Source organism: Enterococcus sp. M190262 (assembly GCF_005843965.1).
GTDB lineage: Bacteria > Bacillota > Bacilli > Lactobacillales > Enterococcaceae > Enterococcus_D > Enterococcus_D gallinarum.
In genome coordinates this window covers 2,106,435-2,120,042 of the sequence record NZ_CP040461.1, presented here as the reverse complement: position 1 = coordinate 2,120,042, position 13,608 = coordinate 2,106,435, and the positions used below count along the sequence as shown (strand labels likewise).

The window sequence follows — 13,608 nt, the reverse complement described above, 5'->3', positions numbered from 1 at the left end:
CCTGCTTATTATACAAGTATTTGATACTTTTTTAAACCATATATCACAAAAACTGCCAGTAAAAAAAGAAAAACAATGGCGGAAAGAATGCGGGTATGAATCGAATATTTCCCGAAGTTCTTTGGTAAAGCCAATGCATTGCCTAAGATGAATCCTCCTAAGATTCCTCCGACATGTCCCCAAATATCAATCGATTGATCAAATAGACCAAATACGAAATTCAAGACAACGAACAATGCAAATTGACGAACCATCGCTTGGATCTGGTAATCATTCTTAAAGTGGAGTCCCAGAATCAGAAAAGCACCAAACAGACCAAACAATGACGTGCTCGCACCTGCAGATTGGACACCGGCCTGATTAAAGGCAAAACTCATCGCGTTCCCCATAACCCCACTCATCAAATACAAAATGAAGAAACGAGCATGACCGTAGATCGCTTCCACCTGTTGACCCATAAAATAAAGAATAACAGAATTCACTGCAAAATGAGCGAGACCAAAGTGAATGAAAATCGGCGTTACAAAACGCCAATACTCGTTCATATAAGCAACATAAGGGCCAAACATCACCCCCATCACTTGAGTCATCGGACTAATATAGCCGATAATAAAGACTAACGTCTGGATGGCTAAAAACGTATAAGTAAAGATTGGACGATTAAGCCAGCGTTTCATTTGTTTATTCATTGTCTACTCCTTTTTCTCCGAAAGAAACTTTATCAGTGATTATTTTCTGGACCGGAATATCAAAAGAATCAGGTTGCCACCGGACATCAAATTGTTCTGCAAAAACCAATGACACAGTTTTCCCTTGGAAATCTGCCAGAAACCGATCATAATAACCGCCGCCAAAACCAATCCGATATCCCTCATGAGAAAAAATCAAACCAGGAACGATCAAAAGATCCAGGTCCAATGCATCGATTTTTTTTTGAGAAAGAGGCTCTTCTACCCCAAAACTGGAAAGCTGATATTCAGTCTGTGGTTCCACTTGATAAAAGTGAAGTTTCTTTCTCACAGAACGTGGCACAGCAATTTGTTTACCAGAGTGAAATCCGCGCTCAAAAATCGGCTTTGTATCAAATTCAAACGGCAATGACCGAATCACGCCAATGGATTCTGCTTCGAGCCACTCTTTGGAAGCAAACAACAAAGACTGAATGATCTGCTCTTTGGTTTGCTTTGTTCGTGGATCCAGTTGCTTGAGTCGGGTTAGCCCTTGTTCACGCAAAATTTTTTTATCCATAATTAACCAACTCCTACTCCGAATAGTACCAAAAACCGGACTCAAATAGCAAACAACAAAGACTGAATGATCTGCTCTTTGGTTTGCTTTGTTCGTGGATCCAGTTGCTTGAGTCGGGTTAGCCCTTGTTCACGCAAAATTTTTTTATCCATAATTAACCAACTCCTACTCCGAATAGTACCAAAAACCGGACTCAAATAGCAAACGCAATCGTGAAAAAATTCTCACGACTGCGTTTTTTGACGAATCAGCAAAAACAAAAAGTAAGGAGCACCAATGATCGCAATCACGATACCAGCAGGAATTTCGCCACTTTGAAGTAAAAGACGGCCGACTGTGTCGCTGACTAGCACCAAAATAGCGCCAATCATTCCCGCTGCTATCAATGCCCAACGAGATTCTTTGCCAATCAATCGTTTAGCGATATGGGGCGCCAATAAACCAATAAAAGATAAGTTTCCAGTATAGCCAACACTGCTTGCGGCCAGGCCAATCGCTACGAACAACAAACCGGTGCGCAAAAGATTTAGGGGAACACCTAAACTGATCGCCTGTTCTTCTCCAAAACCCAGTAAATTGATCAAAGGTGTAATCATGAATGCCAACAATCCTAGAATCAAGAACCAAGGCAACAAACTTAGTACTTGCGTCCACGAAGTTCCCCAGATAGTCCCCGAAAGCCATGCCGTAACAAAACTATATCGTTCTTTTGACAATTGAACAGTCAATAATAACGACGCAGAAGCAAGTCCAGCATTAACAGCAATTCCAGATAATAAAATTCGCTCCATTGAAAGCAGCTGTCGCTGTTTATAAGCGATAGCATAGACTAGCAGTGCAGCTAATAGTCCGCCAATCATACCAATTAGTGGTAACAGCTGGGAGCCCTGGGCATAAAAGCCTAAGTAGAGCATGACACATAAGCCAGCTCCATTATTGATTCCTAAAATACTTGCATCCGCCAACTCATTTCTGGTTACTCCCTGTAACAAAAAACCTGAGAAGCCAAACGCACTTCCAGCAATCAGTGCCAGTACTGCTCGAGGAAGTCGGAAATCGAAGAATATCAATGACTGGCTAGCTGTTAGAGTTTGCTGCCAAAGAGCGAGCCAGAGATCAAAAGAAAAGAACGTCTTTCCCACCATGATACTGCCACAAAACGCCAGAAGAACCAAAACAAAAAGGAAACCGATTTTTTTCTTCATAGCTGTTCCCTCCTAATCTTCACTAATAAGAAAGGAACCCCAATCAAAGCCATCATGATTCCAAAAGGCGTTTCAAAAGGTGGCTGAATGATTCGTCCTACCCAATCTGCCAAGATTACCAATATTCCCCCCGCCACTATCGTCAAAGGTAAGATCATTTGATAATTTTTGCCAATCAGTCCGCGAATCACATGAGGGACCATCAATCCAATAAAGCTGACCGGTCCCACCAGTGAAACAGCCATCCCAGCTAATAGAACAACTACGGCTAAAGAAACAAGTCGAATCCGTTCAGGATGTTTGCCTAAAGAGATTGCCGTCTCATCTCCCATAGCCAGCAAATTCAAAGATTTTCCGAGTCCTAGGATGATGAAGAGCGCCACCAGATAAATAGGGGTGATCACTTGTAATTGTGTCCACGTTACATTTGCTGCACCGCCAATAAACCAAAAAGCCAAGTCTTGATTCAAATCAAATTGTAAAGATAATACTTGACTAATCGCAGAAAAAAAAGAACTCAATGCAACACCTGCTAGAATCAATCCAGTCGGCGTCATACCGATCCTTGAATACTTCGTCAACAAAAATAAAAAAGAAGTAGCTAGAAAAGCGCCTAAGAAAGAAAACAACGCTGCCTGATTCGGTTGTAGTGAGGGAAACAAGATAAATGCAACGGCTAATCCGACTGCAGCCCCACTATTGATTCCTAGTAAACCGCTATCTGCTAGCGAATTTTTGGTGACTCCTTGCATGATGGCACCAGTTACAGCAAAACTGCTGCCAACAATAAACGAAGCACAGATCCGCGGCAAACGGATATTTCTAAGCACTTGATGGGTTTGATTTTCTGGATCAAATGTGTAAAAGGCCTCTTTAATAGTTATTAAGGGAATATCAGCTGCTCCTTGCGTCAATGCCAGAAAAAACACAGCGACCAATATTCCACTTAGAACAAGCAAAAGAATCGTAAATTTTTTCATGTGTTGGCTCCTAATTCATAGGTCAAAAGCAACGGTTTCGAACTATTGGGAAACGTACCTAAAACAGCTTCGATAGCGAACAATTGTTGGAGCCATGAATGGGTCAAAACTTCTTCTGGTGTCCCCCAAGTCATTAATTGACCTTCTTTTAAGGCAAAAATATAATCAGAAAATCGAGATGCATGATTCAGATCGTGAATCGACATAATGATCGTTTTCCCATATTTTTCATTGATTCGTTTTAACAATAACAGCACTTATAATTGATGTGCCGGATCTAAAAAAGTCGTCGGTTCATCTAAGATAACAATCTCTGTATCTTGTGCCAAAGCCATAGCGATCCAAACCCGCTGTTTCTGACCTCCTGAAAGCGTATGGATACTAGCATCCGCTAGTTCGGTCAAATCTGTCGCAGCTAATGCCCATTCAATGGCTTGATAATCTTTTGCGGTCAACCGACCTAGCCCTTTTTGATAAGGAAAACGACCATAAGAAACGATCTCTCGAATGGTTAATCCGATGGAAGAATCACTGACTTGTGACAACAAAGCAATCTGGCTTGCGACATCCTTCGTTTTGATCGTTTGTAGATTCTGTTCATTTAGATAAACTTCCCCTTCCATAGGTAGCAGGATTCGGGCTAATGCTTTTAGAAAAGTCGACTTGCCACTACCATTAGGTCCAATCAAACCAATGATCTTCCCTTCTGGGATGTCGATTGTTATCTTTTGCACAATTTTTTGTTTTTGATAGCCGATAGTCAAATCGACCGTGCGTAAGTTTGCCATATCTTTCCCTCAAAATTCTATTGATAATGATTATCAATTATGACGGTTTTCCTTCTATCCGTCAATGCTTCAAAGCAAAAAACCAGGGATTGACAAATCACTTTTTCTTCGTGATAATGACAAAAAGAAAGTGAGAATGATTCTCATTTATCCCATAAGGAGGAACCTAATGAAAAAACGAACCATAAAAACACTTTTTTGGCTGTCTTGTACCCTAGTCAGCTTAACAGCATTGAGTGCTTGTTCAGCTAATTCCAATAATACCAAGTCATCTTCCTCAGCTGAGACGGCAACGCTGAAAGATGCGGCTGGACATGAAGTAACAATCCCCGATAATCCAAAGCGAATCATCGGCAGTTATTTAGAAGATTACTTAGTAGCCTTGAACGTCACACCAGTAGCACAATGGACTGTTGGTAATAACAGTGATCAAGGCTATTTGCAAGAGAAACTAAGTGATGTACCAAGGATCAGCTACGACTTGCCCTATGAGGACGTCTTAAGTTATGAACCAGACTTGTTGCTGATCGACAGCAATACGATGGTTGAAGGGGATAAATATGCACAATACAGCAAAATCGCCCCTACTTATGTAGTCAAAAATGGTGAAAATGTCTCTTGGCGAGACCGTTTGACAGATATCGCAAAAGTTCTTCATAAAGAAGATCAAGCAAAAACAATAGAAAAAGACTATGATGACTTAGTAAAAACAACTAAGCAAGAATTTTCAGGTAAAATCAATGGGAAGTCGGTGGCTGTTCTCTGGGTCACCAACAATTCTGCTTTTATGGTTGCTGACGATCGTTCCAGCGGTCAGCTCCTCTATCATGAACTAGGATTCTCCGTACCGCCACTTGTTTCTGAGATCAGTAAAACAGCGACAGCTGACTGGTCTGCCGTTTCTTTGGAGAAATTAGCTGAATTAGATGCTGATTACCTGATTCTAGTAAACAGCGATCAAGGAGCCGACTTTTTTAAAGACCAAGTTTGGCAAAATCTTAAAGCGGTCAAAGAAGGAAATCTTTGGGAGTTTGGACCTGAATCCAGCTGGCTGTATAACGGACCGATTGCTTATACAAAAATGATCGAAGACGTGAAAAATAAATTGGATGAAAATGGTTGATTTCATTCAAAAAATCGTCAAGTAAAATTACTTAACAAATTTCATTAAACTACTAGCATTCCTTTGCCAAACATGCTATTATATTTTAGTCTGAGAGAAATCTTAGAGGATTCTTGAATATATGGGAGGGAAAAACATGCGCGTAAACATCACATTAGAGTGCACTTCTTGTAAAGAACGCAACTACTTAACAAACAAAAACAAACGTAACAATCCTGATCGTTTGGAAAAGAAAAAATATTGCCCACGTGAAAGAAAAGTTACTTTACACCGTGAAACAAAATAATTCATTTTAAGTCGACTGCGCTTGCTGATAAATAAGCATTGCAGTCGGCTTTTTATTTTTGTGCTATACCCATATGTTCACTTTAAAATAGATAGATGACAAAATCGTAACTTGTTTTTAATTGTTAATAATGCTATTTTTTAACTACAGACTAAATATGCGTATAAATAATAATACAGCAAGGGAAAGTATAGAATCAAAGAAAGTTTTGCTTACCCCAATATTCCCTTTGATTACCTAGAAAATTAAGATCCCCTTTTTTTATCTCTCAAAAGATGACCTTATTCTTTACGTGACAAGTATTTTTCCCAATTCCAACAATCATTCTGATAAAATCGTTTTTTCCGCTAGAACTTCTTCTTTGAACCAAGTCATTTGGTCTTGAAAATTAATCGTCCCATCTCGAATATAATCTGCTTGTGGAGAAACAATTTCTTCGTGCATCAAAAAAAGCGGTCGCGCTTCCTCTAGATACCCCGTGACCCAATTAATAATTTTCTCTGGCTGTTGTTGAAAGTCTCTAATGATTAGTCTACCCAAGACAATATCCAGAGGTGTTCTTAAATAAATGACCTTGTCGATAGCAGGTGCGAGTTGCTGATGGACATACCCAAACGGAAAATCGATCAAGATCAGCGCACAGTGGTGAATGATTTGTTTTAGGTCATTTATCAATGGTTGAATATCAAATTGATTGATTGCTTCGTAGGGTTCTTTTAACAGAGCCTCAGAGGATGGTGCAGAAGGCAATGCATCGATACTATAATCATCAAAAGATAAAACTGCTGTACCGGGACATAGATTGGCGACCTTTTGGATAAAGGTGGTTTTCCCTGAAGCAGTCACTCCACTAACAACGATAACTCTTGCTTTTTTCATCTGTTTCTCCTTTGTTTTCATTTTCTGTTTAAGTCTTGCGACACATCTAGCTGTTTCTTCTAAGCGTAAAGTAGTTTTGATGCAATACCAAACAGGTGTTTAAAAATTTACTAATTCATATAGATTTTTTTTACATTACTCCGGAAATAAGGTAACTTATCATATAAAGGAGCGTGATCGTGTGAAGGTAGACAAAATCGAATACAAACGAGTAATCAATGATGCCGGACATCTTGAATATGATCTTTTGCAGTATCTTGAAAAAAATCGCGAGAGTGCTTCTCCGGAAATCAAACGTACTGAGATCGATTACTTGATCGATCATGATATTCAACACCGCATCATCCAAAATGCTCGTAAAAGCTTGCTTGGAGACAAAATCATACTTAAAGATGCCATCAGTCAAGACTATCTTTTATTAAAAAAATATACCGACTTTTTTCGCACTTATCAGTGATTGTAATGAAAAAGCAGAACCAGAGAGAAGCTCTCAGTTCTGCTTTTTTTTATTCTTCAAAATGTTCTTGGTAAACGTCTTCGACTGTTTGGTTTGGATCAATCACAATATAAAGGCTTTTTGTTTTTTCACTGATTTTTGTTGATTGATAAACGTTATCTAATCCTTCAGTATCTTTGTCTTTGTATGGGAAGTACACAAGATCAGGTGTTCCATTACGGTAAAGAATTTCCATTCGTTCAATATCTTCGTATTTCAAAGCGCGGGCGAACATGCCTAATTCCAATCCACCTAAATTGATATCATGTGTTGCAACATGATCCCCTTCTTGGAAGATTTCAATTTTGAATCCTGCACATGGATGGATCTCAACAAATTCGCTTCCGTGGATGCGGCCAAAACTAGTAGTGATTTGCTTGATCCACAAATCTCCAATATAACGGCGCTCAATCGTCCATGTTTCTCCATTACGGAAATAAAATTTCAATGCTTTCATTTCTCTTGCCATGACATAACGCTCCTTTTTTTTAATAATACATTTCAATTTTAACACATTGTCTGCTAAGGAGCACAAATTAACTTTCTTTCTCGCTCACTTTTTTTAAAAAACCTTCGATATCGACCGCCGCTCGATGATGCGTACCTGTCGCTAGCAGTTGATCGTTTTCATAGACACGAAAAGTAAACTCATACGTCTTTTCATTCGAGATCTCTTCACAGCATACCTGAACGGTTGCACCGATTCCTGAAGCCGCCCGGTGCTCGATCGTAAATTGTGTTCCTACTGTTGTCTTACCAGACGCTATACGCGATTCCAATGCTTCAAAACAGACAGCTTCTACCATGGCAGCCAAACGAGGGGTCGCTAAGACAGGCAGTCCTCCCGATCCAACTGCAAGAGCTGTATCTTCCTCGGTAACCAAAAATTCTTTTTCGATCATTGTTTTCTCACCTGCTTATTTATAGGTTATTTAATACGATTGTTTTGGCAAAAGCCAATAATGCTTTCTCTTCATTTGCGACTCGTTTCTCAATCACCGCTTTTTCGGCAGCTGCTAGCACTTCTTTCATCCAAGGACCGCCGGATTGGTCAAAGTGGCTCAGCAAGTCGCGCCCATTGATGGCCAAGTCTTTAAGTGAATGGATTGGCAACGCCTGGTAGCGAGCTTGACTAACAGAGGGATCTACCTCTTGTCCGTAATAGTATAGCAATTCTTCTGATAGTCGAGCGGCCTCGCTGCCCAGATGGTACAATGCTTCATCACTAAACGGCCCTGCTTTCCGCAACAATACTCCCTCGAATAACGATTGGACCATCCGAATCAATTCATTGGAACACTTCCATTGCTTCAAAAAAGGACGAACTTCTGCTGTAGAAAGTCCAATCTGGTCAATCAATAGTGTCCAGGCAGAAGCTTCATTGTTCAATGGTCTCTCCGGTAAATCAGCCATTCGCAACAGAGCTTCACCGGCTTGTTTCAGTCCTGGACAATAGAGATAACATTCAGTCGCTACAAAAGCCTTTAAAGCTGAATTGCGATGTGCCCCTAACAGCAATTTGACGAACTCAATGGTGATTCTCTCCACGGATATTTTTGCCAATAGCTGATGATTGTCATAAATTGCCTCAAATGTTCGTGGTTCCAATGTAAAGCCCAGTTGACTGACAAAGCGCAAGCCCCGCATCATCCGTAGTGCATCTTCATGAAATCGTTCGTGCGGCTGACCCACTGCTCGCAGAATTTTCAGTTGCAGGTCTGCCAGTCCATCAAACAAATCAATGATTTCACCATCTTTTTTCAGAGCAAAAGCGTTGATTGTAAAATCTCTGCGCTTCAAATCTTCAGCCAAAGAGCGCACAAAAGCAACTTTGTCTGGCCGACGGAAATCTTGATAGGCTTCTTCTGTCCGAAAAGTCGTGATCTCATATTGTTCATTTTCCCATAAAACAAGGACTGTTCCGTGCTCGATACCTAAATCGATGGTACGAGGAAAAAGTTCTTTGATCTCAGCTGGAAAGGCACTTGTTGCAATATCTACATCATGGATTGGCTGTCCTAAGATTGTATCTCTGACACTTCCTCCCACAAAGTAGGCATCAAACCCGGCTGCTTCGATTCTTTGCAATACAGGGATTGCTTGTTCAAATTCTTGTGGTAACTTAGTCAGCTTCATTCATTTTCCCATCTTTTCTTTCAAAGCGATACGCATCTCTGCGGTTGAACTTTTTCATATTGGATTCAAAAACTTCCGTCAAATCGATACCCATGGAATTTGCCATGATCATGGTGACAAAAAGGACATCACCTAGTTCTTCAGCAACTGTTTTCTCGACTTCCGTCTTCTTCTTGGCCTTTTCCCCATAGTGATGATTGACTTCCCTTGCCAACTCGCCGACTTCTTCAGTAAGTCGGGCCATCTGTGCTAAAGGGCTGAAATACCCCGCCTTGAATTGTTGGATATAGGCATCGACTTCTTCTTGCATCTCATATAGTGAACGTTTTTCTGTCATCCTCTTCACCCTTTCTTTCACATTTTAGCAAAAGAAAACGCACCTGCCTAGATAGAGGATCGACTTGCTCATATTGTTTAATGCCAAATTTCGTGCTAAATTGGTACTTGTGAGATTTAGAAATGGGGGAAACAGGATGCGATCTTTTTTTTCGTGGCGGACAGTCCGCGATATTGCCTTAATTGTTCTAGGAACGAGTGTCTATGGTTTTGGTCTCGTCTATTTAAATATACCTAATGATTTAGCTGAAGGCGGCGTCACCGGGATCACGTTGATCATGCGCGCATTGTGGGGCATCAATCCCGCTTACAGTACACTGATTTTGAATATCCCAATCATTTTGCTAGGAGGTAAGATTCTTGGCAGACGTTCGCTAGTCTATACAGTGATTGGAACCTTTGGTCTTTCATTTTGGTTAGGTTTCTGGCAGACGGTTCCATTATTGATCGATCTGCAGCATGACTTACTGATCGTTGCGTTACTCGCAGGACTAATTGCAGGGATCGGCAGTGGTGTTGTTTATAAAGTTGGTGGGACAACAGGTGGCGTGGATGTATTAGCCCGGATCCTAGAAAAGAACTTTGGGATCACGATTGGTCGTTCTCTCTTGATCTTTGATGTTTTCGTTCTATTGCTTTCCTTAACCTATATCGATTTGAAACGCATGATGTACACGCTAATCTTTTCCTATGTTTTCGCTCGCGTGATTGATTCGATCCTAGATGGCGGCTATTCAGCAAAAGGGATCATTGTTATCAGTAATCATAGTGAAGAAATTGCCCCTGTCTTAATGAATGAATTGGAACGAGGCGTCACCTTTTTAAATGGGGAAGGAGCCTATTCCGGTGGTAACAAACGGATCATTTATATGGTAGTAAGCGGCCGGGAAATTTCAGAGGTCAAACGGATCGTTGCCGACTTCGATCAACAAGCGTTCGTATCGGTGATCAATGTCCATGAAGTCGAAGGGGAAGGCTTCACTTATTTACGTCCTAAATCACGATTTTTGCAACGCAAGGCAGCAAAATCAAAAGGATAACCCCATTCTTCCATCCTATCTAATTATAAAGAAAAAACCGCAAGAAACTTGATTTCTCCCGCACACTGTTGCAAACGACGAACGCTCGGTGCTGGGAGTCCTCTTCTTTCTTGCGGTTCTTTTCTGTTCCACTAGTTTTTATTACTTCACATAGCGCTTTTTAATAGCTTTATTAATGACTTTTTTCTTTTTGATCGAGTTTGAAGCGGTTGACTTCATCCGATAATTCCAAAAAAGCATCCCGATCCCCATTTTCCAAAGCAAGATCGATTTGGCGGTATAATTTCTCAATTTTTAGCTGCATAGCTTCTTTGTCAAGATATTCTGTCACATTTTTTTGTACTTCTTCGTCAACATGGTCATTCCACCGTTCAAAAGGATTGTCCTCCAGAACAGCTAAATAAAGTGGTTTTTCCCAAGGATTTGGAAAGATACATTCTAAATAAAGCGGCTGTTTCCAATTCATCCTGATTTCGTGAAAAATTTGATCGATATCATAAAAAGTTTGATTCTGGATCGTCAACACAAATGGCTCGCCGCCAATCTCTGTACTGCGAACACTCAACCCCCGATCTGTCTGCATCGCCCCTTCAACAATATGAACATTTGTCAAAATGGCTTCATGATTTGCTAGGTAGTTCAGAACCCAAGAAACTTCTCGTCGGCTGAATGATACAGTAGAAACTAACCAATTGAGAAATTTTTTCTTTTCTTGTACATTGATGTTCATTTCCCTCACCTATCTTTCTAATAGATCCTCCACGATCGATTGCACTTCCAGATCACCAGGTTCGTGAGCCAGATAATGCCTCAGTAAAGGTAGAGCTTCTGATAATCGTCCTTCTTCTCTTAAGAACAATCCATATTCTTTCATAAAAGCTGGTTCATGCTGCAATCCTTCATTCGCTTGTTCATAGAACTTCGCTGCTTGGTCAAACTCTTCTAACGCGTTATAAGCCTGTGCTAAATTCCATAGAGCATGGGGTTGTTCATTGTCTTCCATCTTCTCGATAGCCAACACAGCTTCTTGCCAACGCTCTTCATTCAAATAAAGATTACTCAGTGTAAGCAGGGTTTCATCTTCTTTTTCCCCCGTCTCAAGGGCTTTTAATAAGAAGGATTCGGCTGCTTCGCTGTCATGCAACCGATACGCATTTTCTGATGCAAAATGATAAAAATCCACTTGAAATGGATCTTCATGGATTCCTTCTTCAATGACAGTTTGTGCCTCTTCCAGTTGCTCTTCTTCTTGTAATGCTTCTGCTAAATAGAGATACAAGGAACGGTATTGCGGATTCAGTGCCCGCAACTGCTGCAAATATCGAATCGCATGCTCATTTTCTTTTAATTGTAAGTAAACTAAAGCGGTTTGGAATAGACGGTCATCTGTTTGATCCTCAGCTAGACTTGCTTCCAGATATTCGATGGCTTCTTCAAATTTCCCAGCCATACTCAATGCGGCTCCGGTCCGTTCCAATAAGGAAATACCTGTGATTTCCTGGATATTTTCCTTTAGTAATCCTTGATAAAACTCTGCCGCTTCTTGATAACGGTCGGTTGAAAAATACAATTCCGCTAGTGCAAAACGAATCAGCGATTCTTTGGGCAGCAGCTTTTGGGCTTCCAATAATTTTGCTTCACTGACTTCGGGGATCCCAATCAATTGATAGAGATCAGCACTGATCAATAACGCTCGTGGATAAAAAGAGCTTTGCGGTGTGATCCGATCTAGATAATCAAAAGCTTCGTCGATTTGATCATTTTCCATAGCAATTTCTGCTAACGATAGCAACCATTCTTCATTTTCGGGGTCACGTTCTTGCAGTGTATCAAATACTTCTCTTGCTTCTTCTAAAAAGCCGATTTGGATCAATTCTTCTCCTAATTCGGCTAAGACTTCATTTTGATCTGATTGCAGGGCTTTTGCAAAATTCAATTGCGCATCAGCTAAATTCTCGGCTGCTAATGCCTGTAACATTTTTTCACTGTATGTTTCCATCTAAGTTCCTCTTATCTGATTGATTATTGTTTGGTAAGCGCTCATTGTCTGGACGAGATCCTCTTCTAATGCGCTGGTTCTGCCCCCTATTGTACCAATTTCTGATAAAAAAAGCAGTTTTTTCTCTTTTTTCTGTAACAGCAGAACTTGCTGAAAATAGTCGCTTAAAGATAGTTGGTCAGGCAATACTAAAGGAAACCCTAGTTGGTCAATCCACAAGCAAAGCTTATCTAATTTGACTGCTAACTGCTGTTGTTGAACATTCCAGATTAAGTGAAAGAGTAGGCCATAAAAAAGTTTCATTGCATCAGACAGCAAATGTCCATTTTCAGTCTTATAAAAAGCATCTGTAAAGACTTGTCCATATTCTTCAAGTGCTGCACCGTTTGCTTGATAGGCTTGGATCACCCGATCTGTATACGCTGCAAACGAACGATTGTTTACTTGTTTTTCTGTCAGAAACGTGCGAAAGAGTTCCCGCAGAAAAGCTTGATCCGTGAGCAGTCCGCAACGAATCAATACAAGTAAGTCCACCAACTTCCCATCTTTTTGTTTTTCAGCAATCGTTTGATCGTATACGACCACTTGCGGTACATTGGGACTTTGCAAAACAGGAATATCTGGTTTCTTAACAATGATCGCAGATTCTTTGACACTTTTAGCTAACGCCCGTAAAGACACCGGGATCAACCAAAGATCGCTAGTCAGAATCGACGTGTAGTGAATAAAACTGCTTAACGCCAGCACACCTTCATTGCCGAAACCCACGATCAAATAGTTCTCCTGTTTCGAAAAGCGGCTTAGGAAGGACATAAAGGCCTGAAATTCCGTAAAATTATTGCAATACATTTGATTGGTACAAATATACCAGCTGACTTCTTTGGGTAAAAACAAACGGGTCAGTTTTTCAGAGAAACGATCATAATACCGCTGGTTTGTGAGAATGATGACTTGATCATTGGAAATTTCCTGCGTCCGTAAAACAGCATTCAATGTTTCCCCATACAAGATTTGCGTCTGCTGTTCTTTTCTAGAAAAGACAAATTCCATACATCCGCCCCCCATCTACGATTTGTTACTTCTATTATAACA

16 protein-coding genes and 1 pseudogene are annotated in these 13,608 nt (G+C 40.5%); 4 read left to right on the top strand and 13 right to left on the bottom strand.

Translation table 11 applies throughout. The features are described 5' to 3' along the window. Positions 1-8: 8 nt before the first annotated feature. The 5 genes and pseudogenes from FE005_RS09940 to FE005_RS09915 all read right to left on the bottom strand — a co-directional run bounded on the left by FE005_RS09940 (position 9) and on the right by FE005_RS09915 (position 4,221). Complete coding sequence (locus FE005_RS09940) at positions 9-689, bottom strand: rhomboid family intramembrane serine protease (protein ID WP_003126848.1); 681 nt, start codon at positions 687-689, stop codon at positions 9-11. Continuing rightward, positions 682-1,248 carry a 5-formyltetrahydrofolate cyclo-ligase gene (locus FE005_RS09935; protein WP_103299880.1) on the bottom strand — a complete coding sequence of 189 codons (567 nt, stop codon included), beginning with the start codon at positions 1,246-1,248 and terminating at the stop codon, positions 682-684. Before FE005_RS09935 ends, FE005_RS09940 begins: the two co-directional genes overlap by 8 nt. A 224-nt stretch (positions 1,249-1,472) precedes the next feature. Then, complete coding sequence (locus FE005_RS09925; RefSeq protein WP_103299879.1) at positions 1,473-2,453, bottom strand: iron ABC transporter permease; 981 nt, start codon at positions 2,451-2,453, stop codon at positions 1,473-1,475. Beyond that, positions 2,450-3,433, bottom strand: coding sequence for an iron ABC transporter permease (locus FE005_RS09920; RefSeq protein WP_138371719.1), 984 nt, complete (start codon positions 3,431-3,433; stop codon positions 2,450-2,452). Before FE005_RS09920 ends, FE005_RS09925 begins: the two co-directional genes overlap by 4 nt. Then, positions 3,430-4,221: pseudogene (locus FE005_RS09915) on the bottom strand (ABC transporter ATP-binding protein). Before FE005_RS09915 ends, FE005_RS09920 begins: the two are co-directional and overlap by 4 nt. 169 nt (positions 4,222-4,390) lie before the next feature. Here FE005_RS09915 and FE005_RS09910 point away from each other — a divergent pair. Both FE005_RS09910 and rpmG read left to right on the top strand, forming a co-directional pair. Continuing rightward, positions 4,391-5,344 (top strand): ABC transporter substrate-binding protein, encoded by a 954-nt coding sequence (locus FE005_RS09910; protein WP_138371718.1) that lies wholly within the window; start codon positions 4,391-4,393, stop codon positions 5,342-5,344. Between the two features lie 136 nt (positions 5,345-5,480). Beyond that, complete coding sequence (gene rpmG, locus FE005_RS09905; protein WP_003126840.1) at positions 5,481-5,630, top strand: 50S ribosomal protein L33; 150 nt, start codon at positions 5,481-5,483, stop codon at positions 5,628-5,630. Between the two features lie 321 nt (positions 5,631-5,951). Here the strand turns inward: rpmG and FE005_RS09900 are convergent, their stop codons facing one another. Continuing rightward, positions 5,952-6,509, bottom strand: coding sequence for an adenylyl-sulfate kinase (locus FE005_RS09900; RefSeq protein ID WP_138371717.1), 558 nt, complete (start codon positions 6,507-6,509; stop codon positions 5,952-5,954). A 181-nt stretch (positions 6,510-6,690) separates the two neighbouring features. Between FE005_RS09900 and FE005_RS09895 the strand changes: the two genes are divergently transcribed. Beyond that, positions 6,691-6,966, top strand: coding sequence for a hypothetical protein (locus FE005_RS09895; protein WP_081131714.1), 276 nt, complete (start codon positions 6,691-6,693; stop codon positions 6,964-6,966). A 49-nt stretch (positions 6,967-7,015) separates the two neighbouring features. Here the strand turns inward: FE005_RS09895 and FE005_RS09890 are convergent, their stop codons facing one another. The 4 genes from FE005_RS09890 to FE005_RS09875 form a co-directional block, all read right to left on the bottom strand. Then, a complete protein-coding gene (locus FE005_RS09890) occupies positions 7,016-7,474 on the bottom strand; it encodes a hypothetical protein (RefSeq protein ID WP_003126837.1) in 459 nt (152 codons plus the stop codon). A gap of 67 nt (positions 7,475-7,541) precedes the next feature. Continuing rightward, a complete protein-coding gene (locus FE005_RS09885; RefSeq protein ID WP_003126836.1) occupies positions 7,542-7,907 on the bottom strand; it encodes a thioesterase family protein in 366 nt (121 codons plus the stop codon). Positions 7,908-7,926: 19 nt separating this feature from the next. Beyond that, a complete protein-coding gene (locus FE005_RS09880) occupies positions 7,927-9,141 on the bottom strand; it encodes a CCA tRNA nucleotidyltransferase (protein WP_003126835.1) in 1,215 nt (404 codons plus the stop codon). Next, positions 9,128-9,478 (bottom strand): nucleotide pyrophosphohydrolase, encoded by a 351-nt coding sequence (locus FE005_RS09875; RefSeq protein ID WP_003126834.1) that lies wholly within the window; start codon positions 9,476-9,478, stop codon positions 9,128-9,130. Before FE005_RS09875 ends, FE005_RS09880 begins: the two co-directional genes overlap by 14 nt. A 136-nt stretch (positions 9,479-9,614) precedes the next feature. Here FE005_RS09875 and FE005_RS09870 point away from each other — a divergent pair, with 136 nt between their 5' ends. Beyond that, positions 9,615-10,517: a YitT family protein gene (locus FE005_RS09870; protein WP_081131716.1), complete on the top strand. Its 903-nt coding sequence runs from the start codon at positions 9,615-9,617 to the stop codon at positions 10,515-10,517. Between the two features lie 172 nt (positions 10,518-10,689). On the opposite strand, the gene FE005_RS09865 is transcribed toward FE005_RS09870, so the two are convergent. The 3 genes from FE005_RS09865 to FE005_RS09855 are packed head-to-tail and all read right to left on the bottom strand — an operon-like array spanning position 10,690 to position 13,566. Further along, positions 10,690-11,247 (bottom strand): YpiB family protein, encoded by a 558-nt coding sequence (locus FE005_RS09865; protein WP_003126831.1) that lies wholly within the window; start codon positions 11,245-11,247, stop codon positions 10,690-10,692. A gap of 9 nt (positions 11,248-11,256) precedes the next feature. Beyond that, positions 11,257-12,516: a tetratricopeptide repeat protein gene (locus FE005_RS09860; protein WP_003126829.1), complete on the bottom strand. Its 1,260-nt coding sequence runs from the start codon at positions 12,514-12,516 to the stop codon at positions 11,257-11,259. After that, positions 12,517-13,566: a hypothetical protein gene (locus FE005_RS09855; RefSeq protein WP_138371716.1), complete on the bottom strand. Its 1,050-nt coding sequence runs from the start codon at positions 13,564-13,566 to the stop codon at positions 12,517-12,519. Positions 13,567-13,608 lie beyond the last annotated feature (42 nt).

Coding starts and splice junctions, on each gene's coding strand:
- FE005_RS09900 (WP_138371717.1), bottom strand. CDS start 6,509: ATGAAAAAAGCAAGAGTTATCGTTGTTAGTGGAGTGACTGCTTCAGGG.
- FE005_RS09890 (WP_003126837.1), bottom strand. CDS start 7,474: ATGGCAAGAGAAATGAAAGCATTGAAATTTTATTTCCGTAATGGAGAA.
- rpmG (WP_003126840.1), top strand. CDS start 5,481: ATGCGCGTAAACATCACATTAGAGTGCACTTCTTGTAAAGAACGCAAC.
- FE005_RS09870 (WP_081131716.1), top strand. CDS start 9,615: ATGCGATCTTTTTTTTCGTGGCGGACAGTCCGCGATATTGCCTTAATT.
- FE005_RS09855 (WP_138371716.1), bottom strand. CDS start 13,566: ATGGAATTTGTCTTTTCTAGAAAAGAACAGCAGACGCAAATCTTGTAT.
- FE005_RS09880 (WP_003126835.1), bottom strand. CDS start 9,141: ATGAAGCTGACTAAGTTACCACAAGAATTTGAACAAGCAATCCCTGTA.
- FE005_RS09865 (WP_003126831.1), bottom strand. CDS start 11,247: ATGAACATCAATGTACAAGAAAAGAAAAAATTTCTCAATTGGTTAGTT.
- FE005_RS09885 (WP_003126836.1), bottom strand. CDS start 7,907: ATGATCGAAAAAGAATTTTTGGTTACCGAGGAAGATACAGCTCTTGCA.
- FE005_RS09940 (WP_003126848.1), bottom strand. CDS start 689: ATGAATAAACAAATGAAACGCTGGCTTAATCGTCCAATCTTTACTTAT.
- FE005_RS09935 (WP_103299880.1), bottom strand. CDS start 1,248: ATGGATAAAAAAATTTTGCGTGAACAAGGGCTAACCCGACTCAAGCAA.
- FE005_RS09925 (WP_103299879.1), bottom strand. CDS start 2,453: ATGAAGAAAAAAATCGGTTTCCTTTTTGTTTTGGTTCTTCTGGCGTTT.
- FE005_RS09875 (WP_003126834.1), bottom strand. CDS start 9,478: ATGACAGAAAAACGTTCACTATATGAGATGCAAGAAGAAGTCGATGCC.
- FE005_RS09920 (WP_138371719.1), bottom strand. CDS start 3,433: ATGAAAAAATTTACGATTCTTTTGCTTGTTCTAAGTGGAATATTGGTC.
- FE005_RS09860 (WP_003126829.1), bottom strand. CDS start 12,516: ATGGAAACATACAGTGAAAAAATGTTACAGGCATTAGCAGCCGAGAAT.
- FE005_RS09910 (WP_138371718.1), top strand. CDS start 4,391: ATGAAAAAACGAACCATAAAAACACTTTTTTGGCTGTCTTGTACCCTA.